The organism is Bradyrhizobium manausense (genome assembly GCF_001440035.1).
Classification (GTDB): domain Bacteria; phylum Pseudomonadota; class Alphaproteobacteria; order Rhizobiales; family Xanthobacteraceae; genus Bradyrhizobium; species Bradyrhizobium manausense.
Genome location: NZ_LJYG01000110.1, coordinates 58,525 through 78,601 on the forward strand (window position 1 = coordinate 58,525; position 20,077 = coordinate 78,601).

20 protein-coding genes and 1 pseudogene are annotated in these 20,077 nt (G+C 63.3%); 15 read left to right on the forward strand and 6 right to left on the reverse strand.

The features are described 5' to 3' along the window. Positions 1-26 precede the first annotated feature (26 nt). A complete protein-coding gene (locus AOQ71_RS34665) occupies positions 27-242 on the forward strand; it encodes a hypothetical protein (protein ID WP_057756932.1) in 216 nt (71 codons plus the stop codon). Positions 243-409: 167 nt separating this feature from the next. Further along, positions 410-2,314: a diguanylate cyclase gene (locus AOQ71_RS34670; protein WP_057756934.1), complete on the forward strand. Its 1,905-nt coding sequence runs from the start codon at positions 410-412 to the stop codon at positions 2,312-2,314. A 6-nt stretch (positions 2,315-2,320) separates the two neighbouring features. Here AOQ71_RS34670 and AOQ71_RS34675 read toward each other — a convergent pair whose 3' ends face one another. Together AOQ71_RS34675 and trhO are read right to left on the reverse strand one after the other, a co-directional pair. Continuing rightward, positions 2,321-2,539 (reverse strand): SlyX family protein, encoded by a 219-nt coding sequence (locus tag AOQ71_RS34675; RefSeq protein WP_057756936.1) that lies wholly within the window; start codon positions 2,537-2,539, stop codon positions 2,321-2,323. Next, the gene (gene trhO, locus AOQ71_RS34680) at positions 2,529-3,296 is read right to left on the reverse strand and encodes an oxygen-dependent tRNA uridine(34) hydroxylase TrhO (RefSeq protein WP_083514738.1); all 768 of its coding nucleotides are present in this window, start codon (positions 3,294-3,296) and stop codon (positions 2,529-2,531) included. Before trhO ends, AOQ71_RS34675 begins: the two co-directional genes overlap by 11 nt. Positions 3,297-3,479: 183 nt before the next feature. On the opposite strand from trhO, the gene ggt reads away from it, so the two are divergent. From ggt to AOQ71_RS34705, 5 genes are all read left to right on the forward strand, one after another. Further along, positions 3,480-5,066: a gamma-glutamyltransferase gene (ggt, locus tag AOQ71_RS34685; protein WP_057756938.1), complete on the forward strand. Its 1,587-nt coding sequence runs from the start codon at positions 3,480-3,482 to the stop codon at positions 5,064-5,066. Positions 5,067-5,285: 219 nt separating this feature from the next. Continuing rightward, entirely contained in the window at positions 5,286-5,849 is a 564-nt protein-coding gene (locus tag AOQ71_RS34690; protein ID WP_157083768.1) for a (2Fe-2S)-binding protein, read from the forward strand. Positions 5,850-5,853: 4 nt separating this feature from the next. Next, positions 5,854-6,870 (forward strand): FAD binding domain-containing protein, encoded by a 1,017-nt coding sequence (locus AOQ71_RS34695; RefSeq protein ID WP_057756942.1) that lies wholly within the window; start codon positions 5,854-5,856, stop codon positions 6,868-6,870. A gap of 2 nt (positions 6,871-6,872) precedes the next feature. Continuing rightward, a complete protein-coding gene (locus tag AOQ71_RS34700; protein ID WP_057757241.1) occupies positions 6,873-9,164 on the forward strand; it encodes a xanthine dehydrogenase family protein molybdopterin-binding subunit in 2,292 nt (763 codons plus the stop codon). A gap of 63 nt (positions 9,165-9,227) precedes the next feature. Next, a complete protein-coding gene (locus tag AOQ71_RS34705; protein ID WP_057756944.1) occupies positions 9,228-9,692 on the forward strand; it encodes an FKBP-type peptidyl-prolyl cis-trans isomerase in 465 nt (154 codons plus the stop codon). Between the two features lie 162 nt (positions 9,693-9,854). Here AOQ71_RS34705 and AOQ71_RS34710 read toward each other — a convergent pair. After that, positions 9,855-10,075, reverse strand: a pseudogene (locus tag AOQ71_RS34710) (CsbD family protein). A 126-nt stretch (positions 10,076-10,201) separates the two neighbouring features. Here AOQ71_RS34710 and AOQ71_RS34715 point away from each other — a divergent pair. From AOQ71_RS34715 to AOQ71_RS34725, 3 genes are all read left to right on the forward strand, one after another. Further along, positions 10,202-10,717, forward strand: coding sequence for a cupin domain-containing protein (locus AOQ71_RS34715; RefSeq protein ID WP_057756946.1), 516 nt, complete (start codon positions 10,202-10,204; stop codon positions 10,715-10,717). 127 nt (positions 10,718-10,844) lie between these two features. Continuing rightward, entirely contained in the window at positions 10,845-11,273 is a 429-nt protein-coding gene (locus AOQ71_RS34720; RefSeq protein WP_057756948.1) for a VOC family protein, read from the forward strand. A 26-nt stretch (positions 11,274-11,299) separates the two neighbouring features. Continuing rightward, positions 11,300-11,794, forward strand: a complete 495-nt coding sequence (locus tag AOQ71_RS34725; RefSeq protein WP_057756950.1) for a VOC family protein — start codon at positions 11,300-11,302, stop codon at positions 11,792-11,794. A 141-nt stretch (positions 11,795-11,935) separates the two neighbouring features. On the opposite strand, the gene AOQ71_RS34730 is transcribed toward AOQ71_RS34725, so the two are convergent. Together AOQ71_RS34730 and AOQ71_RS34735 are read right to left on the reverse strand one after the other, a co-directional pair. Further along, positions 11,936-13,072: a hypothetical protein gene (locus AOQ71_RS34730; RefSeq protein WP_057756952.1), complete on the reverse strand. Its 1,137-nt coding sequence runs from the start codon at positions 13,070-13,072 to the stop codon at positions 11,936-11,938. A gap of 2 nt (positions 13,073-13,074) precedes the next feature. Next, positions 13,075-13,773, reverse strand: coding sequence for a FecR family protein (locus tag AOQ71_RS34735; protein WP_057756954.1), 699 nt, complete (start codon positions 13,771-13,773; stop codon positions 13,075-13,077). Between the two features lie 212 nt (positions 13,774-13,985). Between AOQ71_RS34735 and AOQ71_RS34740 the strand changes: the two genes are divergently transcribed. Then, entirely contained in the window at positions 13,986-15,251 is a 1,266-nt protein-coding gene (locus AOQ71_RS34740) for a phospholipid carrier-dependent glycosyltransferase (RefSeq protein ID WP_057756957.1), read from the forward strand. 80 nt (positions 15,252-15,331) lie between these two features. Here the strand turns inward: AOQ71_RS34740 and AOQ71_RS34745 are convergent, their stop codons facing one another. Then, a complete protein-coding gene (locus tag AOQ71_RS34745) occupies positions 15,332-15,973 on the reverse strand; it encodes an OmpA family protein (RefSeq protein WP_057756959.1) in 642 nt (213 codons plus the stop codon). A 497-nt stretch (positions 15,974-16,470) separates the two neighbouring features. On the opposite strand from AOQ71_RS34745, the gene AOQ71_RS34750 reads away from it, so the two are divergent. The 4 genes from AOQ71_RS34750 to AOQ71_RS34765 form a co-directional block, all read left to right on the forward strand. After that, the coding region (locus AOQ71_RS34750) for a caspase family protein (RefSeq protein ID WP_245317330.1) at positions 16,471-17,789 on the forward strand (1,319 nt) is incomplete at its 3' end. 340 nt (positions 17,790-18,129) lie between these two features. Then, positions 18,130-18,387: a hypothetical protein gene (locus tag AOQ71_RS34755; RefSeq protein ID WP_057756961.1), complete on the forward strand. Its 258-nt coding sequence runs from the start codon at positions 18,130-18,132 to the stop codon at positions 18,385-18,387. Between the two features lie 122 nt (positions 18,388-18,509). Then, positions 18,510-18,764 (forward strand): hypothetical protein, encoded by a 255-nt coding sequence (locus AOQ71_RS34760; RefSeq protein ID WP_057756963.1) that lies wholly within the window; start codon positions 18,510-18,512, stop codon positions 18,762-18,764. A gap of 120 nt (positions 18,765-18,884) precedes the next feature. Then, a complete protein-coding gene (locus AOQ71_RS34765) occupies positions 18,885-20,045 on the forward strand; it encodes a winged helix-turn-helix domain-containing protein (protein ID WP_057756965.1) in 1,161 nt (386 codons plus the stop codon). Positions 20,046-20,077 lie beyond the last annotated feature (32 nt).

A 20,077-nucleotide genomic window follows, 5' to 3' on the forward strand; every position in this document is an offset into this window, starting at 1 on the left:
GACCCCGCCAATGGAGGAGGAATTCCATGGCCCAGACATTCAATCCCGCGCCGCATGACAAGCATGCCGAGGACCTGCGCGAAGCCCTCGCGGCGGATCGCCACGCCAAGCTCGACACCGGGTTGAAGGATAGCTTTCCCGCCTCCGATCCGGTCAGCGTCACGCAGCCGACGCCCTCGAAGGCCGATGCGGACGCCGACCATCCTTCCCTGTGGGACAAGCTCAAGGCGATCTTCAGCTAGAAACCCGCGAGTTTCCGACAGGTTTGCTAACACCTTGTTAGTGATCTGTCGAAGTCCCGGTCCGTAGGAGTACGGAAGAGCCCGTAGATGACTGTGAATCCCTTTCAGCGCTTCAGGGTTCACTAAGAGAAGCGGCAGAATTTCCCCCCATTGGAGAATTCTGTCGCATGAACGTCGTCTCACTGAGAGCCGGATGGAGCCGCCTGCCGTTGCGCGCGGCGGCTTTCGTCGTGCTCACTTGCGTCGCGATCCTCGGCGTCAGCGGCTGGCGCGAATGGGCCGCGCGCGATCAGGTGCTCAGGGGTGCCGAGACCGAGATGGCGAACGTCGCCCGCTCCTTGACGCAGCATGCCGAGGACAGCCTCGATTTGCTGGATTCGGGCGTTGTCGGTGTCGTCAGCCGTCTCGAGATGGACGGCACTGACCCGTCCACGATCGCCAAACTCGGCAACGTCCTTGACGCCCGCAAGAAGGCGGTCGCGCGCATCCACAGCCTCGCCATCATCGACGACCGGGGTAACTGGCTGACCTCGCCCGGTGCCATCGCATCGACGTTCAGCGACGATATGTTCTTCCGTCACCATCAGCTCTCGCCGAAGCGCGAGGCCTTTGTCGGTCACCCCGTAAAGAGCCTGCTCGACGGGCAATCGGTCGTCACGCTGTCACGCCGGTTCAACAAGCCGGATGGCAGCTTCGGCGGCGTCGTGCTTGCAACGATCAGCGCGGGCTATCTCTCGCACTTCTACGAGCAGTTCGAGATCGGGCGCAACAGCTCGATCGCGCTCGTGCATGGCGACGGCCTGATCATCGCGCGCAATCCGAACAACGAACGGTTCGTCGGACGCAGCGTCGGCGACGGGCCGCTGTTTCGCGACCCGAGCCTGCAGCGGCCGAGCGGCGCCTATCATTTCAAGTCGCCGCTGGATGGCGTCCAACGAGTCAGTTTCTTCAAGCGCAGCAGCAGCTACCCGCTCGTTGTGCTCGCGACCGTCGACAAGGACGAGCTCCTGGCGCCGTGGCGCGCCGCGGCGATCTCGCGCATGCTGCATGTGCTCGCGCTGGTGATGCTGATCGCGATCATCGGCGCGGTGCTGGTGCGGCAGTTGCAGCGCGGCCAGCGCATGGCGGCGGCCCTGATCGAGAAGGAGGCGTATTTCCGCCTGCTCGCCGAAGGCTCCAGCGACATGGTCACCCGCATCGGGCTCGACGAGCGGCTACGCTATGTTTCGCCGTCGTCCAACCGCGTCGTTGGCTGGCGGCCCAATCAGCTGATCGGCACGGAAGCGCTCGCCGGCATTCATCCGGAGGACCGCCCGCACGTCCAGACCATCATCGATGCCATGAAGCGTGGCGACATGGAGGAAGCGCGCGTCACCTACCGCAACGTGCACCGGCAGAAGTCCGAGGTCTGGCTGGAATCGACCATGCGCGTGACGCGCAAGGAGAACGGCACTGTCGACGGCGTGGTCGCGATCTCGCGCGATATCACCGAGCAGAAGAATCTGGAGACAAGGCTCGAGACGCTGGCGATCGAGGACAGCCTCACCGGGCTTGCGAACCGCCGCCGCTTCGACGAGCGGCTGAAGGAGGAATGGGCGCGCGCGTATCGCGACCGCTCCAGCCTTGGCCTCTTGATGATCGACGTCGATCACTTCAAGGCCTACAACGACGAATACGGCCATCCCGCGGGTGATGCCTGTCTGCGCGTGGTGGCAAAGACCATTGCGGCCGAGGTGCAGAGGGGCGGCGATCTCGCGGCCCGTTATGGCGGCGAGGAATTCGCCATGCTGCTGCCGAACACCGATGCCGCCGGTTGCGCCCGGCTCGGTGAGCGGATCCGCAACGCCATCCGCGATGCCGGCCTGGTTCATGCCTCCAATCCGGCAGGGCCTTGCGTCACCGTCTCGGTCGGCGGCGCGACTTGCCGGCCGGCGGTGGAGCGGACCGCGGGCACGAGCTCGCTGGTGGAGGCCGCCGACCGCGCACTCTACGCCGCCAAGGATGCCGGCCGCGACCGGCTGATGATGTCCGGCGAGGTCATGAACCTGTTGCCCAGAGCGTCAGGTCAGTAATCGCACTCAATAATGCGGCGGGCGCTCGTTGGAGGGGCCCGGCGCGTTGGTCTCGGCGTCCTGCAGCCGCTCGCCGAGCTCTGCGACCTTCCGGGTCAACGCATCGATCTGCTTCCACTGCGCGGTGATGGTCTGGTTCAGCGTCTCGATGGTGTCGTCCTGATAGGCAAGGCGCATCTCCAGCGCGTCGATGCGTTCGGCAAGCGTCTTGATGTCATTCGTCACCGGCGTGCCCCTTATCCCGTTCGCGGAGACCAATTTCTTGCAGACCATGGCCAAGCGCGACACGTTCGTCGAACACAAAACATTCGCCGCGCCAGCGGCTCTGCGCCTCCGGCACCACTTCCAGATATTTCAAGATGCCGCCCTTGAGGTGGTAGACCTCGGCAAAGCCACGCGCCAGCAGATGCGAACTTGCCTTCTCGCAGCGGATGCCGCCGGTGCAGAACATTGCGATCTTGCGATGCTTGGCCGGATCGAGCTTTTGCGCGGCAAAGTCCTTGAACTGGCCAAAACTCTTGATGTCGGGGTCGACCGCACCCTCGAACGTCCCCATCGCCACCTCGAAAGCGTTGCGGGTGTCGAGCACCAGCGTGTCGGGCGAGGTGATCAGCGCGTTCCATTCGCGCGCGTCGACATAGATGCCGACCTGCCGGGTCGGATCGGCGGCGGCATCGCCAAGCGTGACGATCTCCTTCTTCAGCCGCACCTTGAGCCGGCCAAACGGCATCGCCTCGGCTGTCGAACATTTCAGTTCGAGATTGTTCAGCCGGCCGCCAAACATAGCTCCATGTGCGAGCTCATGGGCGAAGGCGTCAATCGCGTCGGCCGACCCGGCGATAGTACCGTTGATGCCCTCCTGAGCCAGCAGCACGCTGCCCTTGAGGGACAGGCCGGCACAGAACGCCCGCAGCGGCTCGCGCAGCTCGCGGAAATCGGGCAGGGCAGCGAATTGGTAGAAGGCGCAGACCTTGTAAATCATGCGCCCGTTTAGCAGGCGGCCGGCGCCCAGAAAACCCGCAAGGAGCAGCTCTATTCTCAGCGAATAGCAGCCATTTCCCTGGCATGCCAGCATTGCCCGGACCGCCTGGAATGTGTCATGAAGGCCCGGTTTTTCCGAGACGGCGCGGCGCGCGCCCCACGGTTCTGAGAGAGCAAAACTTCGATGAGAAATTTCCATTTCCCCGGCAGGTCCACGGTCCACGCCACCAATGCGATGGTGGCGACCTCGCATCCGCTGGCTTCTCTTGCTGCGATCGAGGTGCTGCGCGAGGGCGGCACGGCGGTGGACGCGGCGGTGGCGGGTTCAGCGCTGCTCGGCGTGATCGAGCCGCAATCGACCGGCATTGGCGGCGATTGTTTTGCGCTGATCCAGCCGCGCGGCGAGGGCAAGATCATCGCCTATAATGGCTCCGGCCGGGCGCCAAAGGCCGCCAACGCCGACTGGTATCTCGAGCGCAAGATCAATTCCGTGCCGCTGACCTCGGCCCATGCGGTCTCGATCCCCGGCGTGATCGATGCGTTTGCGACCGTGCTGCGCGACCACGGCAAGTTCGGTTTCGACCGTCTGCTCCAGCCCGCGATCAAGGCTGCGGAGGAAGGCTATGTCGTCGCCCCTCGCATCGCCTTCGACTGGAAGAACCAGTTCGAGAAGCTGAAGAACGGTACCAACACCGTGCGTTACCTGCTGCCGGGCGGCAAGCCGCCGGTCGCCGGCGATGTCATCCGCCAGGCCGAGCTCGGCAAGACGCTGCGCGCGATCGCCAAGGACGGCCGCGACGCCTTCTACAAGGGCGAGATCGCGGAGGACATGGTCGAGACCCTGCGCGGCATCGGCGGCCTGCATACGCTCGACGATTTCGCCGCGCACACCACCGAAGTCACGACGCCGATCGGCACCATGTACAAGGGTTACGACGTCTGGCAGTGCCCGCCCAACGGTCCGGGCGTGACCGCACTTCTGATGCTCAACATCCTGTCGCGCTTCGACCTCACCAAATACGCACCCGTCAGCGTCGAGCGCTTCCATCTCGAGGCGGAAGCTGCGCGCATCGCCTACATGAACCGGGAGATGCATGTCGCCTCTCCCGACCATATGAAGATCAACGTTGCCGAGATGCTCGAGAAGGGCTTTGCCGACGAGTATATCAGCAAGATCCGCATGGATGGCATGCTCGACCTGCCCAATGTCGCGCCGCCGATGAATCCCTCGACCATCTACATCACGGTGGTGGACAAGGATCGCAACGTCTGCTCGTTCATCAATTCGGTCGCGCATTCCTTCGGCTCGGCCATTGTTTCCAACAAGACCGGTGTGCTGTTCCAGAATCGCGCCGGCGGCTTCCGCATCCAGCCGGGCCATCCGAACTGTATCGAAGGCGGCAAGCGCCCGCTGCACACGATCATGCCGGGCCTGCTCACCAAGGGCGGCCGTTCCACGATGTCGTTCGCGGTGATGGGCGGCCAGTACCAGCCGACCGGGCAGACCCATCTGCTGACCAACGTCCTCGACTATGGCTGTGACGTGCAGGAGGCAATCGACATGCCGCGAGGCCTGCACTACGAGGGCCAGTACCAGCTCGAGGACAGCGTGCCGGCGGCGGTCGCCGAAGGCTTGAAGAAGCTTGGCCACAAGACCACCAGCGTGGTCGGCCCGCTCGGCGGCGCCCAGGCGATCTGGATCGATTGGGACAAGGGCACGCTGACCGGCGGTTCCGATCCGCGCAAGGACGGTTGCGCGCTCGGCTATTGATCGTCGCGCGAGGTTCCTCGCAACAAGATCAGGAAAAGTTGACGGAGGGCGGCGCGGCATCGACAGCGCCGCCCTTTCCGTTCGGAACGGAGCTCATGGCGCAAAGTTGGTGGGCGATGAGCGGTGCAGGCGTGCGCTGCCTTGTTGTCGAAGCGGCGGAGGCCGTCCATGTCCGATCATCCAAGTTCCCAATCATCCGGATACGATAGGCGTTCCTTCATGGCAGGTGCTGCCGGCAGCGCGCTTGTTCCGCTGACCGCGCGCGCGACCGTGCACGAGGCACGAGCGGCAGTGGCGCAGGATCCGGCGCTTCCCGTCGACGTCACGCTGCGGGTGAATGGTCAGGAAAAGCGTCTGAGTCTCGATGCGCGCACCACGGTGCTGGACGCACTGCGCGAGCATCTCAAGCTCACCGGCAGCAAGAAGGGTTGCGATCACGGCCAGTGCGGTGCCTGCACGGTGCTGATCGGCGATCGCCGCGTGGTGTCGTGCCTGACGCTCGCACTGGCCGCTGAAGGGCAGGAGATCACGACCATCGAAGGCCTCGCCACCGACGACCGCCTGCACCCGATGCAGCAGGCCTTCATCGACAACGATGCGTTCCAATGCGGCTATTGCACGCCAGGCCAGATCATGTCGGCGATTGCCTGCGTGAAGGAGGGACATGCCGGCACCGATGCCGACATCCGCGAATATATGAGCGGCAACATCTGTCGCTGCGCCGCCTATCCCAACATCGTCGCCGCGGTGAAGCAGGCCGCGCCCGAGATCATGAAAGGCTAGGCGAATGCGACCATTTTCTTACCAGAGGGCGACAGACCCCGACATGGCCGTGCAGGCGCTCAGTGCCGCTGCGGCGGCCAACAAACCGTTGACGCAGGCCTCGGCCCAGCCGCTCGCCGGCGGCACGACGCTGATCGACCTGATGAAGCTCGACGTGATGCGGCCCGCCGCGATCGTCGACATTAATCCGCTCGCGCAAGGGTGGTCGGAGATCTCGCCCGGTCGCGAGAACCTGCGGCTCGGCGCGCTCGCAAAGATGTCCGACGTCGCCGCGCATGACGAAATCCAGCGCAATTATCCCGTGATCGCCAATTCCCTGAAGCTCGCCGCCAGCGCCCAGCTCCGCAACATGGCGACACTCGGCGGCAACGTAATGCAGCGGACGCGTTGCAGCTATTTTCGCGATGTCTCCTATGAAAATTGCAACAAGCGCAATCCCGGCTCCGGCTGTGCCGCGATGGACGGCATCAACCGCATGCATGCGGTGCTCGGGATCTCCGATCAGTGCATCGCGACCTACCCCGGCGATTTCGCCCAGGCGCTGATCGCGCTGGATGCCACGGTCGAGGTTACCGGCAAGTCCGGCACCCGCAGCATGCCATTTGCGGAGCTCCACAAGGCTCCCGGCAACACGCCCGAGATCGAGACGACGCTGCAGCCAGGCGAGTTGATTTCGGCCTTTCTTATTTCCGGCCGCTGGCCACGCTCGGTTTACCTGAAGGCGCGCGACCGGCAATCCTATGAGTTTGCGCTGTCCTCGACTGCGGTTGCGCTGGACGTGCAGGATGGGACGATCCGGGACGCGCGCGTGGCGCTTGGCGGCGTCGCGACCGTGCCCTGGCGCGCTCGCGAAGCGGAGGCGCAGCTGAAGGGACAAAAATTCGACGACGGTCTGGCGCAGCGCGCCGCCGATGCTGCATTCGCTGAGGCCAAGGGGCGCCAGCACAACAGCTTCAAGATTGCGCTCGGCAAGCGCGTGGTGGCGCGTGCGCTCCAACAGGCCGTAATGATGGAGATATGACCATGACCGCTGCCGCTCCCGAGCCGAAGGCGAATATGGGCAAGCCCGTGCCGCGTTACGATGCGGCTGCGAAGGTCACAGGGCGTGCAACCTACGGGTCCGACATGCCGCTGGACAATCCCGCCTATGCGTTCCTGGTCACCAGTGCGATCGCCAAAGGCCGCATCAACAGCTTCGATCTCGACGATGCTAAACGCGTGCGAGGCGTGATCGACATTGTCACGCACGAGAACGCGCCCAACCTGAACGAGTCAAAGCTGTTCAGCAATGGCGGTTATGCTGGCACCACGATCCAGCCGCTGAAATCGACCGACATTGCCCATGACGGCCAGATCATCGCGGTGGTCATCGCCGAGAGCTACGAGGCCGCGCGCGAAGCCGCCAACCGCGTCAAGGTGAGCTACACAGCCGCAACCCCGAGTGCGAGCTTCGACTCGCCGGGAACGACGGAAGCCGCCGCAAAAGGCCAGAACGCGCAATTCAAGGAAGACCCCAAGGTCGGCGACTTTGCCAAGGCGTTTGACGAGGCCGAGGTGAAGGTCGATGCCTCCTACGAGACGCCGACGCAGCATCATAATCCGATGGAGCTTTTTTCGACGAGCTGCGCCTGGATGGGCGACACTCTCGTCATCTATGAGCCCAGCCAATATGTCCACGGCCTGAAGAACGGCGTTGCCGAACAGCTCGGCATCGACGCCGACAAGGTGAGGGTGGTCAATCCCTATGTCGGCGGCGGCTTTGGCTCGCGTGGTTCGACGACGCCGAGAACCGCGGTCATTGCCGGCATCGCGAGGCGGCTGAACCGGCCGATCAAGCTGGTTCCGACCCGCGACCAGGGCTTTACGATTGCGACCTATCGCGCCGAAACCCGCCACGAGGTCAAGCTCGGCGCGAGCCGCGACGGCAAGCTGGTCGCGCTGAGGCATGAAGGCGCCGAGGTCTCTTCGCGCGCCGATCCCTATTGCGTCGGCGGCACCAAGACCACGACGCGGCTCTATGCCTGCCCAAATGTCGACAGTCTGGTGTCGATCGTGCGCGCCGACCGCAACACGCCGGGCTTCATGCGCTCGCCGCCTGAGGTGCCGTATTTGTTTGCGCTGGAGAGTGCGATGGACGAGCTGGCTGTGAAGCTCAACATGGATCCGATCGAGCTCCGCCGCATCAACGATACCACCAATGAGCCGATCGGCGGCAAGCCTTACACGTCGCGCTCGCTGATGGCGTGTTTCGACGAAGCTGCCAAAGCCTTCGGATGGGCACAGCGCTCGGCGGCGCCGAAATCGATGTCCGACGGCGACTGGCTCATCGGCTATGGCTGCGCGGCCACCTGCTATCCGACGCAGATGGCTCCGTCGGCGGCGCGCGTTCGCCTGCAGCGCGACGGCCGTACCCGCGTCGAGATCGCCGGCCACGAGATCGGCACCGGTGCCTACACCATCCTTGCGCAGACAGCCGCCGAGCGGCTCGGCGTGCCGCTGGAGAAGGTCGCAGTCTTCATTGGTGACAGCGACCTGCCGCCGGGGCCCGTTGCTGGCGGATCGAATTCGACGGCCAGCACCTGCTCCGCTGTGATGATGGTGTGCGATCAGGTTCGTCAGCGCCTGTTCAAGGCGCTGATGCCGAACGAGAGCCTCACGGACAAGGCCAAGGAAACCGTTGGCATGGGGCAGACCCCGTCGACCCAGGCGGCCAAGGGCGATCGCCCGATCGATCTGGAGAAGGCTTTCGACGCACTCGGCGTCGGCGTGGTCGAGGAATATGGCGAGTGGAAGCCGGAAGGTGCGCCGCAAGATTCCTTCAAGGCGATGCACAGCGGCCACCCGCGGCTCGTCGGCGGTGCGGCCATGAAGGACAAGATCGCCTATGCCTTCGGCGCGGAGTTCGTGGAAGTCCGGATCAATCGCTTCACCCACGAGATCCGCGCGCCGCGCCTGGTTGGAGCGTTTGCGGCGGGCCGCATCATGAATCCGCGCACGGCTCGCAGTCAGCTGATGGGCGGCCTGATCTGGGGCATGTCCTCGGCGCTGCTGGAGGCCACGGAGATCGACGCGCGCACCGCACGCTATGTCAACGACAATTTTGCCGACTATCTCATTCCCGTGAATGCCGACGTCCCCGGCGTCGAGGTGATCCTGCTCTCCGAGCAGGATGATCACATTAACCCGGCCGGCGCCAAGGGGCTCGGCGAACTCGCCAACGTCGGCACCAACGCCGCCATCTGCAATGCGATCTATCACGCCACCGGCCAGCGCATCCGCAAGCTCCCCGTGCGGCTGGAAAATATCGAGGTCTAAAGGGGGGTGGAAACGGCGTCGGCCTTGCGCTAGACACCTTCGGCCTCAAAGGGAAGGTGTCTTATGCAGCGTGTCCAGCGCGTGCTCCTCGCCATCATGTCGGCATTCGCGATCACGTCGATCGGCGGTGTGCCGACGTTTGTTTCCACCACGGCCTCGGCCCAGACCGCAGGAAAGACCATGACCACAGCTTCAGGATTGCAGATCACCGATAGCGTCGTCGGCACCGGCGCCTCGCCGAAGCCCGGCCAGATTTGCGTGATGCACTATACCGGCTGGCTCTATGAGAACGGCCAGAAGGGCAAGAAATTCGACTCGTCCGTCGATCGCAACGAGCCTTTCGAATTTCCCATCGGCAAGGGCCGCGTCATCGCCGGCTGGGACGAGGGCGTTGCCACCATGAAGGTCGGCGGCAAGCGCACGCTGATCATCCCGCCGCAGCTCGGCTATGGCGCGCGCGGCGCCGGCGGCGTGATCCCGCCGAACGCCACGCTTATGTTCGACGTGGAATTGCTCGGCGTGAAGTGACTGTGGCCAGCCGTCATTCCGGGATGGTCCGAAGGACCAGACCCGGAATCTCGAGATTCCGGGTTCGCTTCGCGCCCCGGAATGACGGCGCGAATCGACAAACAAGACAAACAAAAAGACCGGCCCTTCGGCCGGTCTTTTCGCTTTCAATGCCAGCACGCTCTACTCTGCCGCGCGACGTGCGGCCGCAGCGGCGCGATCGATCGCTTCCTTCGCTGCGTCCTTGGCATCGCCCATGGCCTTTTGGCCCTTGCCCTTCACTTCCTGGACGGCGCCTTCGCCCTGCAGAGGCGTTCGGAACCGGTGGCTTCGCCGATGCCCTGCTTGGCCTTGCCGATGGCTTCGTTGGCGTTGCCTTTGATCTTGTCGCTGGTGCTACCCATGAAACTATCTCCTTCCAGATTGCTCGCGATGACAACGCTGGGCAGCTATGAGGGTTCCGATTTGGTATGGCTTGATAGGTCGCCTTTGGGTAGTTTCGCGCACGGAACCAGCAGAAAGCAAAGTCAATGACCGGCCATGACCACAGCCATTCCCACCATGACCACGAGCACCAGGATGATCGATGGAAGCATGACGGCGTGCGCGTCATTCCCGGCAATCAACTCGATACCAATGTGCCCTCGACGCCAGGCATGGACCGCGCGGCCGCGATCAATTTCGCCCGCGTCGGCGCGCAGAAATTGTGGGCGGGCACCGTCAGCATCAAGCCCGACGCCAAGACCGGCGCGCATCACCACGGCCATCTCGAGAGCGTCATTTACGTGGTCAAGGGCAAGGCGCGGATGCGCTGGGGCGAGAGCCTGCAATTCACCGCCGAGGCTGGTCCCGGCGATTTCATCTTCGTGCCGCCCTACGTGCCGCACCAGGAGATCAACGCCAGCCCCGACGAGGTGCTGGAATGCGTGCTGGTGCGCAGTGACGGCGAGGCGGTTGCGATCAATCTCGACATCGAGCCGGTCGAGAAGCCCGAGACCGTGCTGTGGATCGACCCCGTGCATCGGGATCCGAACGAGAAGAAGTAACAGCGAGGCTCGCGGGGTCGGTGCGACCAAACCCCGCAGCCGTCTCGGCAAAAATAATTCGGCATGCGCTGTCGGATGGCGGCCCCAGTCGTCCGTCCTTGGGCAGAACCCCGCCCAAGGAGCTCCCATGCCCAGGATGATTTTCGTCAATCTGCCCGTCACCGATCTCACGCGCGCGACCGCCTTTTACGAGGCGGTCGGCGCGACCAGGAACCCGCAATTCAGCGATGACACGGCAAGCTGCATGGTCTTTTCCGAGACCATCTACGTGATGCTGACGACTCACGACAAATTCCGTCAATTCACGCCGAAGCCGATTGCCGACGCAAAAACCTCGAACCAGGCGCTGTTCTGCCTGTCCGCCGACAGCCGCAAGGAGGTCGACGATATCGTTGGCAGGGCCAAGGCTGCGGGCGGCGTGGCCGATCCCAGCCCGGTTGACGAATACGATTTCATGTATGGCCGCAGCTTTGAGGATCCGGATGGCCATATGTGGGGCGTGAACTGGCTGGACATGACAGCCGTCCCGCCGAAGCCCGCCATGGCGAACGCCTGATCGAAACCTGAAAAGGAGCATTCGCAATGTCCAAGCTCGTGCCCTGCATGTGGTTCAACGGCGATGCCGTGGAAGCCGCCAAGTTCTACGTCTCGCTCGTTCCGAACTCGGAGATCACGCACGTTCAGCACAACGTCTCGGATAGCCCGTCCGGCAAGGAAGGCTCGGTGCTGGTCGTCGAGTTCACGGTGGCCGGGCAGCCCATGGTGGCGCTCAACGGCGGCATGAAGATGGAATACACGCATGCGATCTCGCTGATGATCCATTGCGACGACCAGGCCCAGGTCGACAGCGTCTGGAATGCGTTCCTCGCCCATGGCGGCAAGGAAGAACAGTGCGGCTGGCTTAGGGATCGCTGGGGCGTGGCCTGGCAGATCGTGCCGAAAGTGATGTTCGAGTTCCTCACCAGCCCCGATAAGGCGGCCGCCGCCCGCGCATGGCAGGCTATGATGAAGATGGTGAAACCGGACGTGGAGGTGCTGCAGCGAGCGTTCGAGGGCAAGTCGGCGGCGTGCGGCTAACACAGGTCCTGTAGGGTGGGTTGGCCGAAGGCGTAACCCACCACTTCTGTGACCGCGGAGACGAAAGAGGTGGGTTACGCCGAGCGATTGCGCTTAGCGCAATCGCAGGGCTAAACCCACCCTACGAGGCCACGCCCGGCGCTAATAATTGATCCTCAGCCCGACGCCGCCGTGGATCGTGTTGCCGACAGGCTGCGGGCCCAGGGTGCCGTTGGCGAAGAGGTCCACGACCCAGCCCTTCTGCATACGGAAGCCGAGACGGCCACCATACTCGAACCAGCCCTGGTTGCCCATCGTCGGCACCACCATGCCGTCGCCGGTCACGGTGGCAACGATGCCGCTGTGGCTGGCGAAGGACTGCACCCAGCCGCCGTTGATATTGGTCTCGACATTATCGGCGAAGAGATGGGTCCACTGGCCGCCGATCTTGACGAGGCTGGTGCGGTCGGTGCCCGTTGCAATGGTGGCGTTGAACGGATTGAACGCGACCGTGTTGTCGGCATAGCCTGACACGCGCTGCCAGAGCTGCCAGAGTTCGATGGAAGCTGCGACCTCATCGCGCGGTGACAGGCGACTGATCCAGCCGGCGCGGCCATAGACCGCATAATTCGAAGCGTCGGTTAAACTCGTCACGCTGACCGGACCGAGGCTGGAGGTGTAGCTGCGGGTGTAGCGCGCCTTTTCCCACGGCGTCAGGATCGTGCCGACGTCGAAGAACGGACGCGATGAGCCCCAATCGGTGAAGTCATAGCGCAGCGCAAAGGCGCCGATCGGCGCGCTGGTGATGTGATAGCCGCCCTCGCTGTATTGCGTGTAGGCGATACCGGCAAGCAACGACAGGTTGGGCGTCAGCTCCTTGCGGCCGTGGATGCCCGCCGAGAACGAGCCGGCCGACCCGAACGCGCTGATGCAGTCGCTGCAATTGATCTGCTCGTTGACGCCAAGCAGCACCGTGCCGAGCACACGGTTGGTAATCATCTGATTGAAGCGCTGGCCTGCGAGGCCATTGACCGAATTGCCGCTGGAATCGGAGCCGGTCGGCGTTGGGCTCGGCAGCGGGGTCGGGCCCGGCGACGGCGATGGGCTCGGGGAGGGCGATGTGCCTGGTGTCGGTGACGGCGAATAGGTCGGTGAAGGGGAGGGCGCCGGATTGCCGCACTCGGATTCGCAAAAGGTCGCGGCTGTCGCTGGACGGGCGTCGAGCGCGAACAGCGTGAGCGCGGCGGCTGCAGCGAGTGTGCAGGCCAGTGCGAGGCGTTTGAAGCCGGGCTTTGCCATCGTCAGCGTCCACACAGCATGCCGTCGTCATGGACGGCGGGCGTGGTCGGCGAGGCATCGGCATATTGGTTGACGGCGCACAGACCGGCATTGGCGGCGCAGTTGGCTGCGAACGTCCAGGGCGGCGAGTTGGTCTTGGTGATCGTGACTTTGCCGCCGGTCGAGGTGATGATCGCGGTGTCGCCCGGCTGGGTGAGCTGGATGCACTGGAAGCTCAACGTGCAGACGCTCGCCGCTCCCTCCTGAAGCACGACGACCGAGCGGCTGCGCTGCGAGAGGATGTCGAGGATTGTGCCGCGAACGCCGATGGTCGCCAGCGGCGTCGTGATCTTGTAGGCGGTCTTCTCCGAATGTCCGGTCACGAAGCGGAATGCGCCGGTCGCCATTCGGATGGCGACGTCGCGATAGCTGTGCTCGTCGTTGAAGACGGTGCGATCGAGCTTCAGCGTCGCACTCGGCCCGAGCGAAAGATTGGTGCTGTCGGCCATGACGAAACGCGCCGCACTGTCGGCACCGGTGCGCACGGTCTCGTCGCGCAGCATGCTGTCGCCGACATTGATCGGCGTCGTGCTCGCGGCGACACGCACCACTTCGTTCTGGACGAGGACGGCTTCGCCGACACGCGTCTGGGCCTGCACAGAAGGCGCAGCGCACAATGCAGCCGACAGCAATGTTTGGAAAAGCAGAAAACGCAGATTCATGTCGTAACCGATCGATGCCCCTGATCGTGCTGGATCGCGCACGCTCGTGTTGTGGCAGAATTATCACAGGCGGCGCGAGACGAGCGTTAGCTTAGTGACAGTTGCGGCAGAATGCGTTCAATGCATCGGCTGAGTGATTTTTTATTCGCGGTGACGCAGATTTGCCACGCAAAATAGCCCTACAGCAGTCGCTTGAAGCACATGCGGTGCCGATGACGTCGCGAAGCGCAGTGATCGCTGTCGCGATCTTCCTAGCCGCGCATTTTGCGCTGCTGATCGGGCTGATGACGCCGGACAAGTTCGTGTTCGACGAGGTGCATTACGTGCCGGCAGCACGGCAGATGCTGGGCTTCACTGCGCCGCAGCCGATGCTCAATCCGATGCATCCGCCGCTGGCGAAAGAGCTGATCGCGGCATCGATCGCGGCATTCGGCGACAACGCACTGGGCTGGCGCTATCCGGCGACCTTGTTCGGCGCGCTCGCTGTCGTCGCGATCTATCTCTGCGGGCTCGCGCTGTTCGGCTCGCAAGCACCCGCGATTGCGACGGCGCTGATCGCGGCCTTCAACCAGATGCTTTATGTGCAGGCGCGCATCGCGATGCTCGACATCTTTGCACTTAGCCTCGGCTTGCTCGCCATCGCTGCTTTCATGCACGGCTTTCGGCGAGAGCGGCCGCAGGCGCTGTTCGCGATCGCGGGTGCGTTGTTCGGTCTCGCAGCTGCCTGCAAATGGAGCGGCTTGTTTCCGCTCGCTGTCTGCATCGCAATCGTTGCGGTGATCCGCCTGATGCAGGGCTGGCATACTCTGTTTGCCGATGCGAGGCCAACCGACTGGTACCGGCCCGATCTCTGGCCCACATTCAGGGCGCATCATGCCGCGCTCTGCTTCGCGGTGTTGCCGGCAGTGACGTATATCGCCGCCTTCGTTCCGCTCTACGGCCTGTCGCTGCCGGATCTGATCGAGGCGCAGCGCCGGATCTTCGCCGACAACACCACCACTGCGATCGCCGGCCACACCTATATGAGCTCGTGGCCATCCTGGCCGTTGCTGGCGCGGCCGGTGTGGTTCCTGTTCGACAAGACATCAGACGACAACGTCGCGGCGATCGTCTTCCTCGGCAACCCGCTGGTCGCCTGGCCGGCGCTGCTCGCACTTGCCGTTGTGTTGCGCGACGTCATCGTCGCGCGTCGTTGGGATGCGTTTCTGATCGCGGCGTTCTATTTCGGCTGCTGGCTCGCCTGGGCTTTGCTCCCGCGCACGCTGGGCTTCATCTACTATTATCTGCCGGCCGCAACCGTTGCGTCGCTTGCGCTGGTCTATGCGCTGCGCCGAGAGGGACTGCCGCGCTGGCTGCTGTGGGCCTATGTCGGCATGGCTGCCGCCGGCTTCGCGGTGATGCTGCCGATTTCGGCGGCCTTCATCGGCACATCGATGCAGACGTTCAACCGGCTGATGCTGTTTCAGAGCTGGATCTGACGACAGAAAACCGCCTGCCAGTCTCGCGGCAGGCGGTTTGTCTATTGTTGCAATAGCGTCTCAGGTCTCACTTGTTCAGATCATTTGGACGCGGTCTTGGTGTCCATGTTCACGACCTGGACGCGGCGGTTGATCGGGTCGGCGCCGTTGGCGGCGTCCTTCAGCTTGGTCTTGCCATAGCCGACGGTGACGAGGTCACTGCCGTTGAGACCGTAGTTCTGCACCAGGTACTTCTTGATGGTGTCGGCGCGACGCTCCGACAGGCCCTGATTGTACTCCTCCGTGCCGATCGCATCGGTATGGCCGGCGACCACGAAGGTCGAGCCTTTCAGCGACGGGTCGGACAGCGCCTTGCCGAGGGCTTGCACCGATGCCACCGAGGTCTTGGCGATGTCGGCCGAGTTGTAGTCGAACTGGATCTCCAGATCGATGTTCGGCTTGGTCGAAGCAAGCTCGGCGATCTGGTCACGTTCGCCCATCGAGAGCGAACGGGTCTGCCGGTTGCGCACGGAATTCAGGAAAGTCGCTTCCTTGGCCTGCGCGGTCGGATCGGCCTGCGGACCGACGGAGAGGCCGCGGGTGATCGGCTTCGGCTTCAACGCGTCCAGGATCTGGCTGGATGAGACGTTGCTGTCGCCGGCGAAAGCCAGGCCCGCCGTCAGCGACAGCGCGGCCGTGAGCGTGATCGCCTTCAGTCCAAAAGACTTATTGAAATGGGTCATTGTCGTATCCTCGCTGTAACGCCTGATGGCGATTTGATGCTGCGAGCATAGGGAAGGTTCAAAGGCTCCGATGTGATGCGGGTCACATTCCAAAGGGCCGAAACGTCCTCTGCGTCCTAGCGCCGGAGCCAGTCGGCATCCATGGCATGCTCGCGCCACTGGCACCTCGCTACCATCAGGAAGGCGCGCTGTCTCATTCGGCATCGAGCAGAATCCTGATCCGTCACGCATTCTCGGACGAGGTTTCAATAGCTGCTGGACTTGCAGCTCCAGCGGGTACAATCTTTTGCCATTGCTCGTCACCTGCCGGATTGCCCGCTGCGTCAGCAGCCCGAAGAGCGATCGTCGCGGCGACTACCAGCTCGGTTCGGGCAGCAGAAATCCCCGAGTGATCCAAATCACAGTGCGTCCTTGTGAGTTGGATCAGATTGCTCTCATCGGATCGGCCAAAGCCGATGCGAGAGCAGCGAAGAAGTTTGGATCAGGGGAGAATGATCATGCGCTTCTTGATCGCAGCAATTTCACTCGCAGCATTCATCGTCAGCGGCAATACGGCCCTCGCTGACAAGCGCGTCGCCTTCGTGGTCGGCAATGCCGCCTACAAGAACGTCCCGCAGCTTCCCAACCCCGCGATCGATTCCAAGGCGATGGCCAGGGTGCTGCGCAATGTCGGCTTCGATGTCGTCGAGGGAGCCAACCTCACGCGCGACGTCATGACTGCAAAACTCCTGGAGTTCGGCAAGAAGAGCGAGGGTGCCGATGTCGCGGTGTTCTTCTATGCCGGCCACGGCATTGCCGTGAACGGCATCAACTACCTGTTGCCGATAGATGCAGACCTGAAATCCGAGATGGACGTCAAGCTGGGCGCGGCGATCAATGTCGACCTCACGCTCGATCAAACCATGTCGGACGCGAAGGTGAAGCTCGTGTTCCTGGATGCCTGTCGTGACAATCCTTTCGCGGCAAAGATCCGCTCGGCGAAAGCCACCCGGTCGGTCAACGTCCAGGCCGGTCTGGCAGAGATGAAGTCGGGCGAGGGCACGCTGATTGCCTTTGCCACCGGCCCAGGTCAAACCGCGCTCGACGGCGAAGCCGGGACCAACAGCCCGTTCACGCGCGCGCTTGTCGCCAACATTGCCCAGCCTGGGATCGAGATCCAGCAGGCGATGACCAAGGTCCGCGCCCAGGTCAGTGACGAGACCGGCAAAGGGCAATTACCTTGGGGGCACACCAACCTGACGGGCAACGTCTACCTCAATCCGGTTGGCGGGCCGGCTGCGGGCGCGACTGACACGTCGAGCGCGTCGGTGTTGGCCGCGAGCAAGCAAGGCTCCGACGTCGAGCTCGAGTTCTGGCGCTCGATCAAGGACTCCAACAAGGTCGAGGAGCTCAACGCCTATCTCACCAGCTATCCCAACGGCACGTTCAAATCGATCGCACTCGCCCGCATTGCGGCGTTGCAGGATGGTCCATCCAATGCCAGCCGCAACCTGTCGGTTGGGATCGATCCCGCGACCTTCACGGAAGAGGCCAACCAAGTATCTGAAGACCAAATTGGTCTGGACAAGAGCCAGCGTCGTGACGTGCAGCGTCGCCTCACCGGGCTCGGTTTCGACGTCAAGGCGACAGGCCAGTTCGACGACGAGGCGCGTTCCGTGATCAGGCGGTGGCAGGCTGCGCGCGGTTATCCCGCTACGGGCTATCTCAACAAGCTCCAGCATAAGGCTCTGCTGTCGGAGATTGTCTCGACCCGCGCGGCTTCCTCGGAACAGGCAGACGATGAGCCGGCGCACCGCCGCTACTCGGGCGGTGGCGGNGCCATTATAGCGGCGGTGGTGGCGCTCCGGCAGGTCCCGGTGGTCTACTCGGCGGTATGATGGGCGGGTTGTTCGGCCGCCGCTGAGGGGCAGGGGAGTAAGCAAAAGGCGGCCCGCTCTGGGCCGCCCATCGTTCCGGAACCAGCGCTTACCGATCGTCGCAAAGCTGTCGCGGCATGGCCTGCGTGCGAACAAGAATTTGGCCAGATACGCGCCTAGCAGACCTCGACGAGCCGTCACCGCAAGCCGAAGGGAGCCGAGTTCCATCCAGTGCCGAGGCCCAGTGACTATCAATTCCATCGCAGCGGCCCGCCGGATCGGACTGTGTCTCTGAGCGCCATGCCGATCTACGTCGGCGCGGCGATGATCGCGGTGTCGATCCTGCTTTCGACGCTGATCACGGGCTTGACCTCCCGCTATGTCGGTCTCGAAGCTCCGACCGACGAGAACATGTGGCTGGTCGATCGCCTGACCGGCAGCGTCTTTCGCTGCGGGGCGGAGGGGCGGGGCAGGGCCTCCTGCGAGCCCGACATCGCCACCGGCAGCCTCGGTGACCGGCCCAACGACCGGACCAAGGCACCGAAGAACGGCCGTTAACGTCGGCTCGCTTTGCATTGCAGCAAGAAAATTGTCTTCTCCACGAAACGTTCTCGCCAGAAAATACGTAATTGCGAATGCCGGCATGACGCCGGTTTCGTTTTACTTAAGGAGACTTTTCGATGAAGACCTTGCTCAGCGCCGCAGCCCTTGTCGCGTTCGCTCTTTCCGTTTCGCCCGCATCCGCCGCCATGATGGCGTGCACCAGCGCCAATATGATGAAGTCGGCGGCCACGATGACCGGCACCGCCGACACGCCCGCCAAGATGGCCATGAACAAGGAAATGGCCATGGCCAATACGGACATGAGCATGGGCAAGATGAAGGGCGCCTGCATGCATTACATGAAGGCGCAGAAGGCCATGTCGATGAAGTAGGCCTCGGCCGCACCCATCCCGGCCGCGCTGTCAACAGATGGCAGCGCGGCTTTTCTATGCCGCGTCGTTCTTTCTCTTGTCCTTTTTCTTGGCGCGAATCCCGCTACATTGCCTCGCGCAATGCCCCGCGCCCCAAGACCCCTCCCAATCCCGACGACACAGGCCCGCCAGATCTGGCTGCGGGCCCAGCGGCTCGACACGCGTGAACCATTCGGGGAAGGGCCGCAGGCGGTCAAAGACGCGGTCGCCCATCTCGGCTATGTGCAGATCGACACTATCAACGTGATCGAGCGCTGCCACCACCACATCCTGTTCAGCCGTATCCCGTCCTATCGCCGCGCCGATCTGCGTCATGCCCAGAGCGTCGACAAGAGCGTGTTCGAATACTGGACTCATGCACTGTCCTACGTACCGTCGGATGATTTTCGCTTTTTCCTGCCGGCCATGCGCGAGCACAAGCGCGAGGGGCACAAATGGTACGCGTCGGTAACGCCGGCCGACACCCGCAAGGTGATGCGGCTGCTACGCGCCGGTCCCCTGACCATCCGCGACATCGAGGACGATGTGCTCACCGAGAAGGAGCATCTCTGGCAGAGCCGAAAACCTTCGAAGCGGGCGCTTCAGCTGGCCTTCTATACCGGCGTCGCGACCATCGGCGCGCGCCAGGGCATGCTCAAGACCTATGATCTGATGACGCGGCATTTCGGCTGGGACAAATTGCCGAAGCCGGCATCGCCGAAGGAGATCACGGCCTATCTGCTCGACCGCGCGCTGCGCTCGCAGGGCATCGTCAGTCTCGATTCGATCTGCCATCTCGATGCGCCGAGCAAGAAGGCGGTGGGCGCCCTGGTCGCTTCGCGCGTTCGGCGCGGCGAACTCGTGCCTGTCGCAATTGAAGGCGCCGGCAAGCAGGAGCATTGGGCGACGCCCGCGGCGCTCGAGCCTGCCGAGGTGCCGCCGGATCTCGTCCACATCCTCTCGCCGTTCGATCCGCTGATCATCCAGCGCAAGCGCACCAATCTTATCTTCGGCTACAACCATCTGTTCGAGGCCTATGTGCCGAAGGCCAAGCGCAAGCTCGGCTATTTCGCGCTGCCGGTGCTGGTCGGCGACGAGATCGTCGCCGCGCTCGATCTCAAGACCGACCGGCAGGCGAAGAAGGTGTTGATGCAGAAATGGACCTGGGTCGGGCAGGGCAAGAAGACGGCAGGGCGCAAGGAGCTGAAGCGGAAGATCGAGGAAGAACTCGACCGGTTCGAGCGGTTTCAATTGGCGGAGTGAAGATCGTGCGCCACACTGCCGGTCTCGTCGGG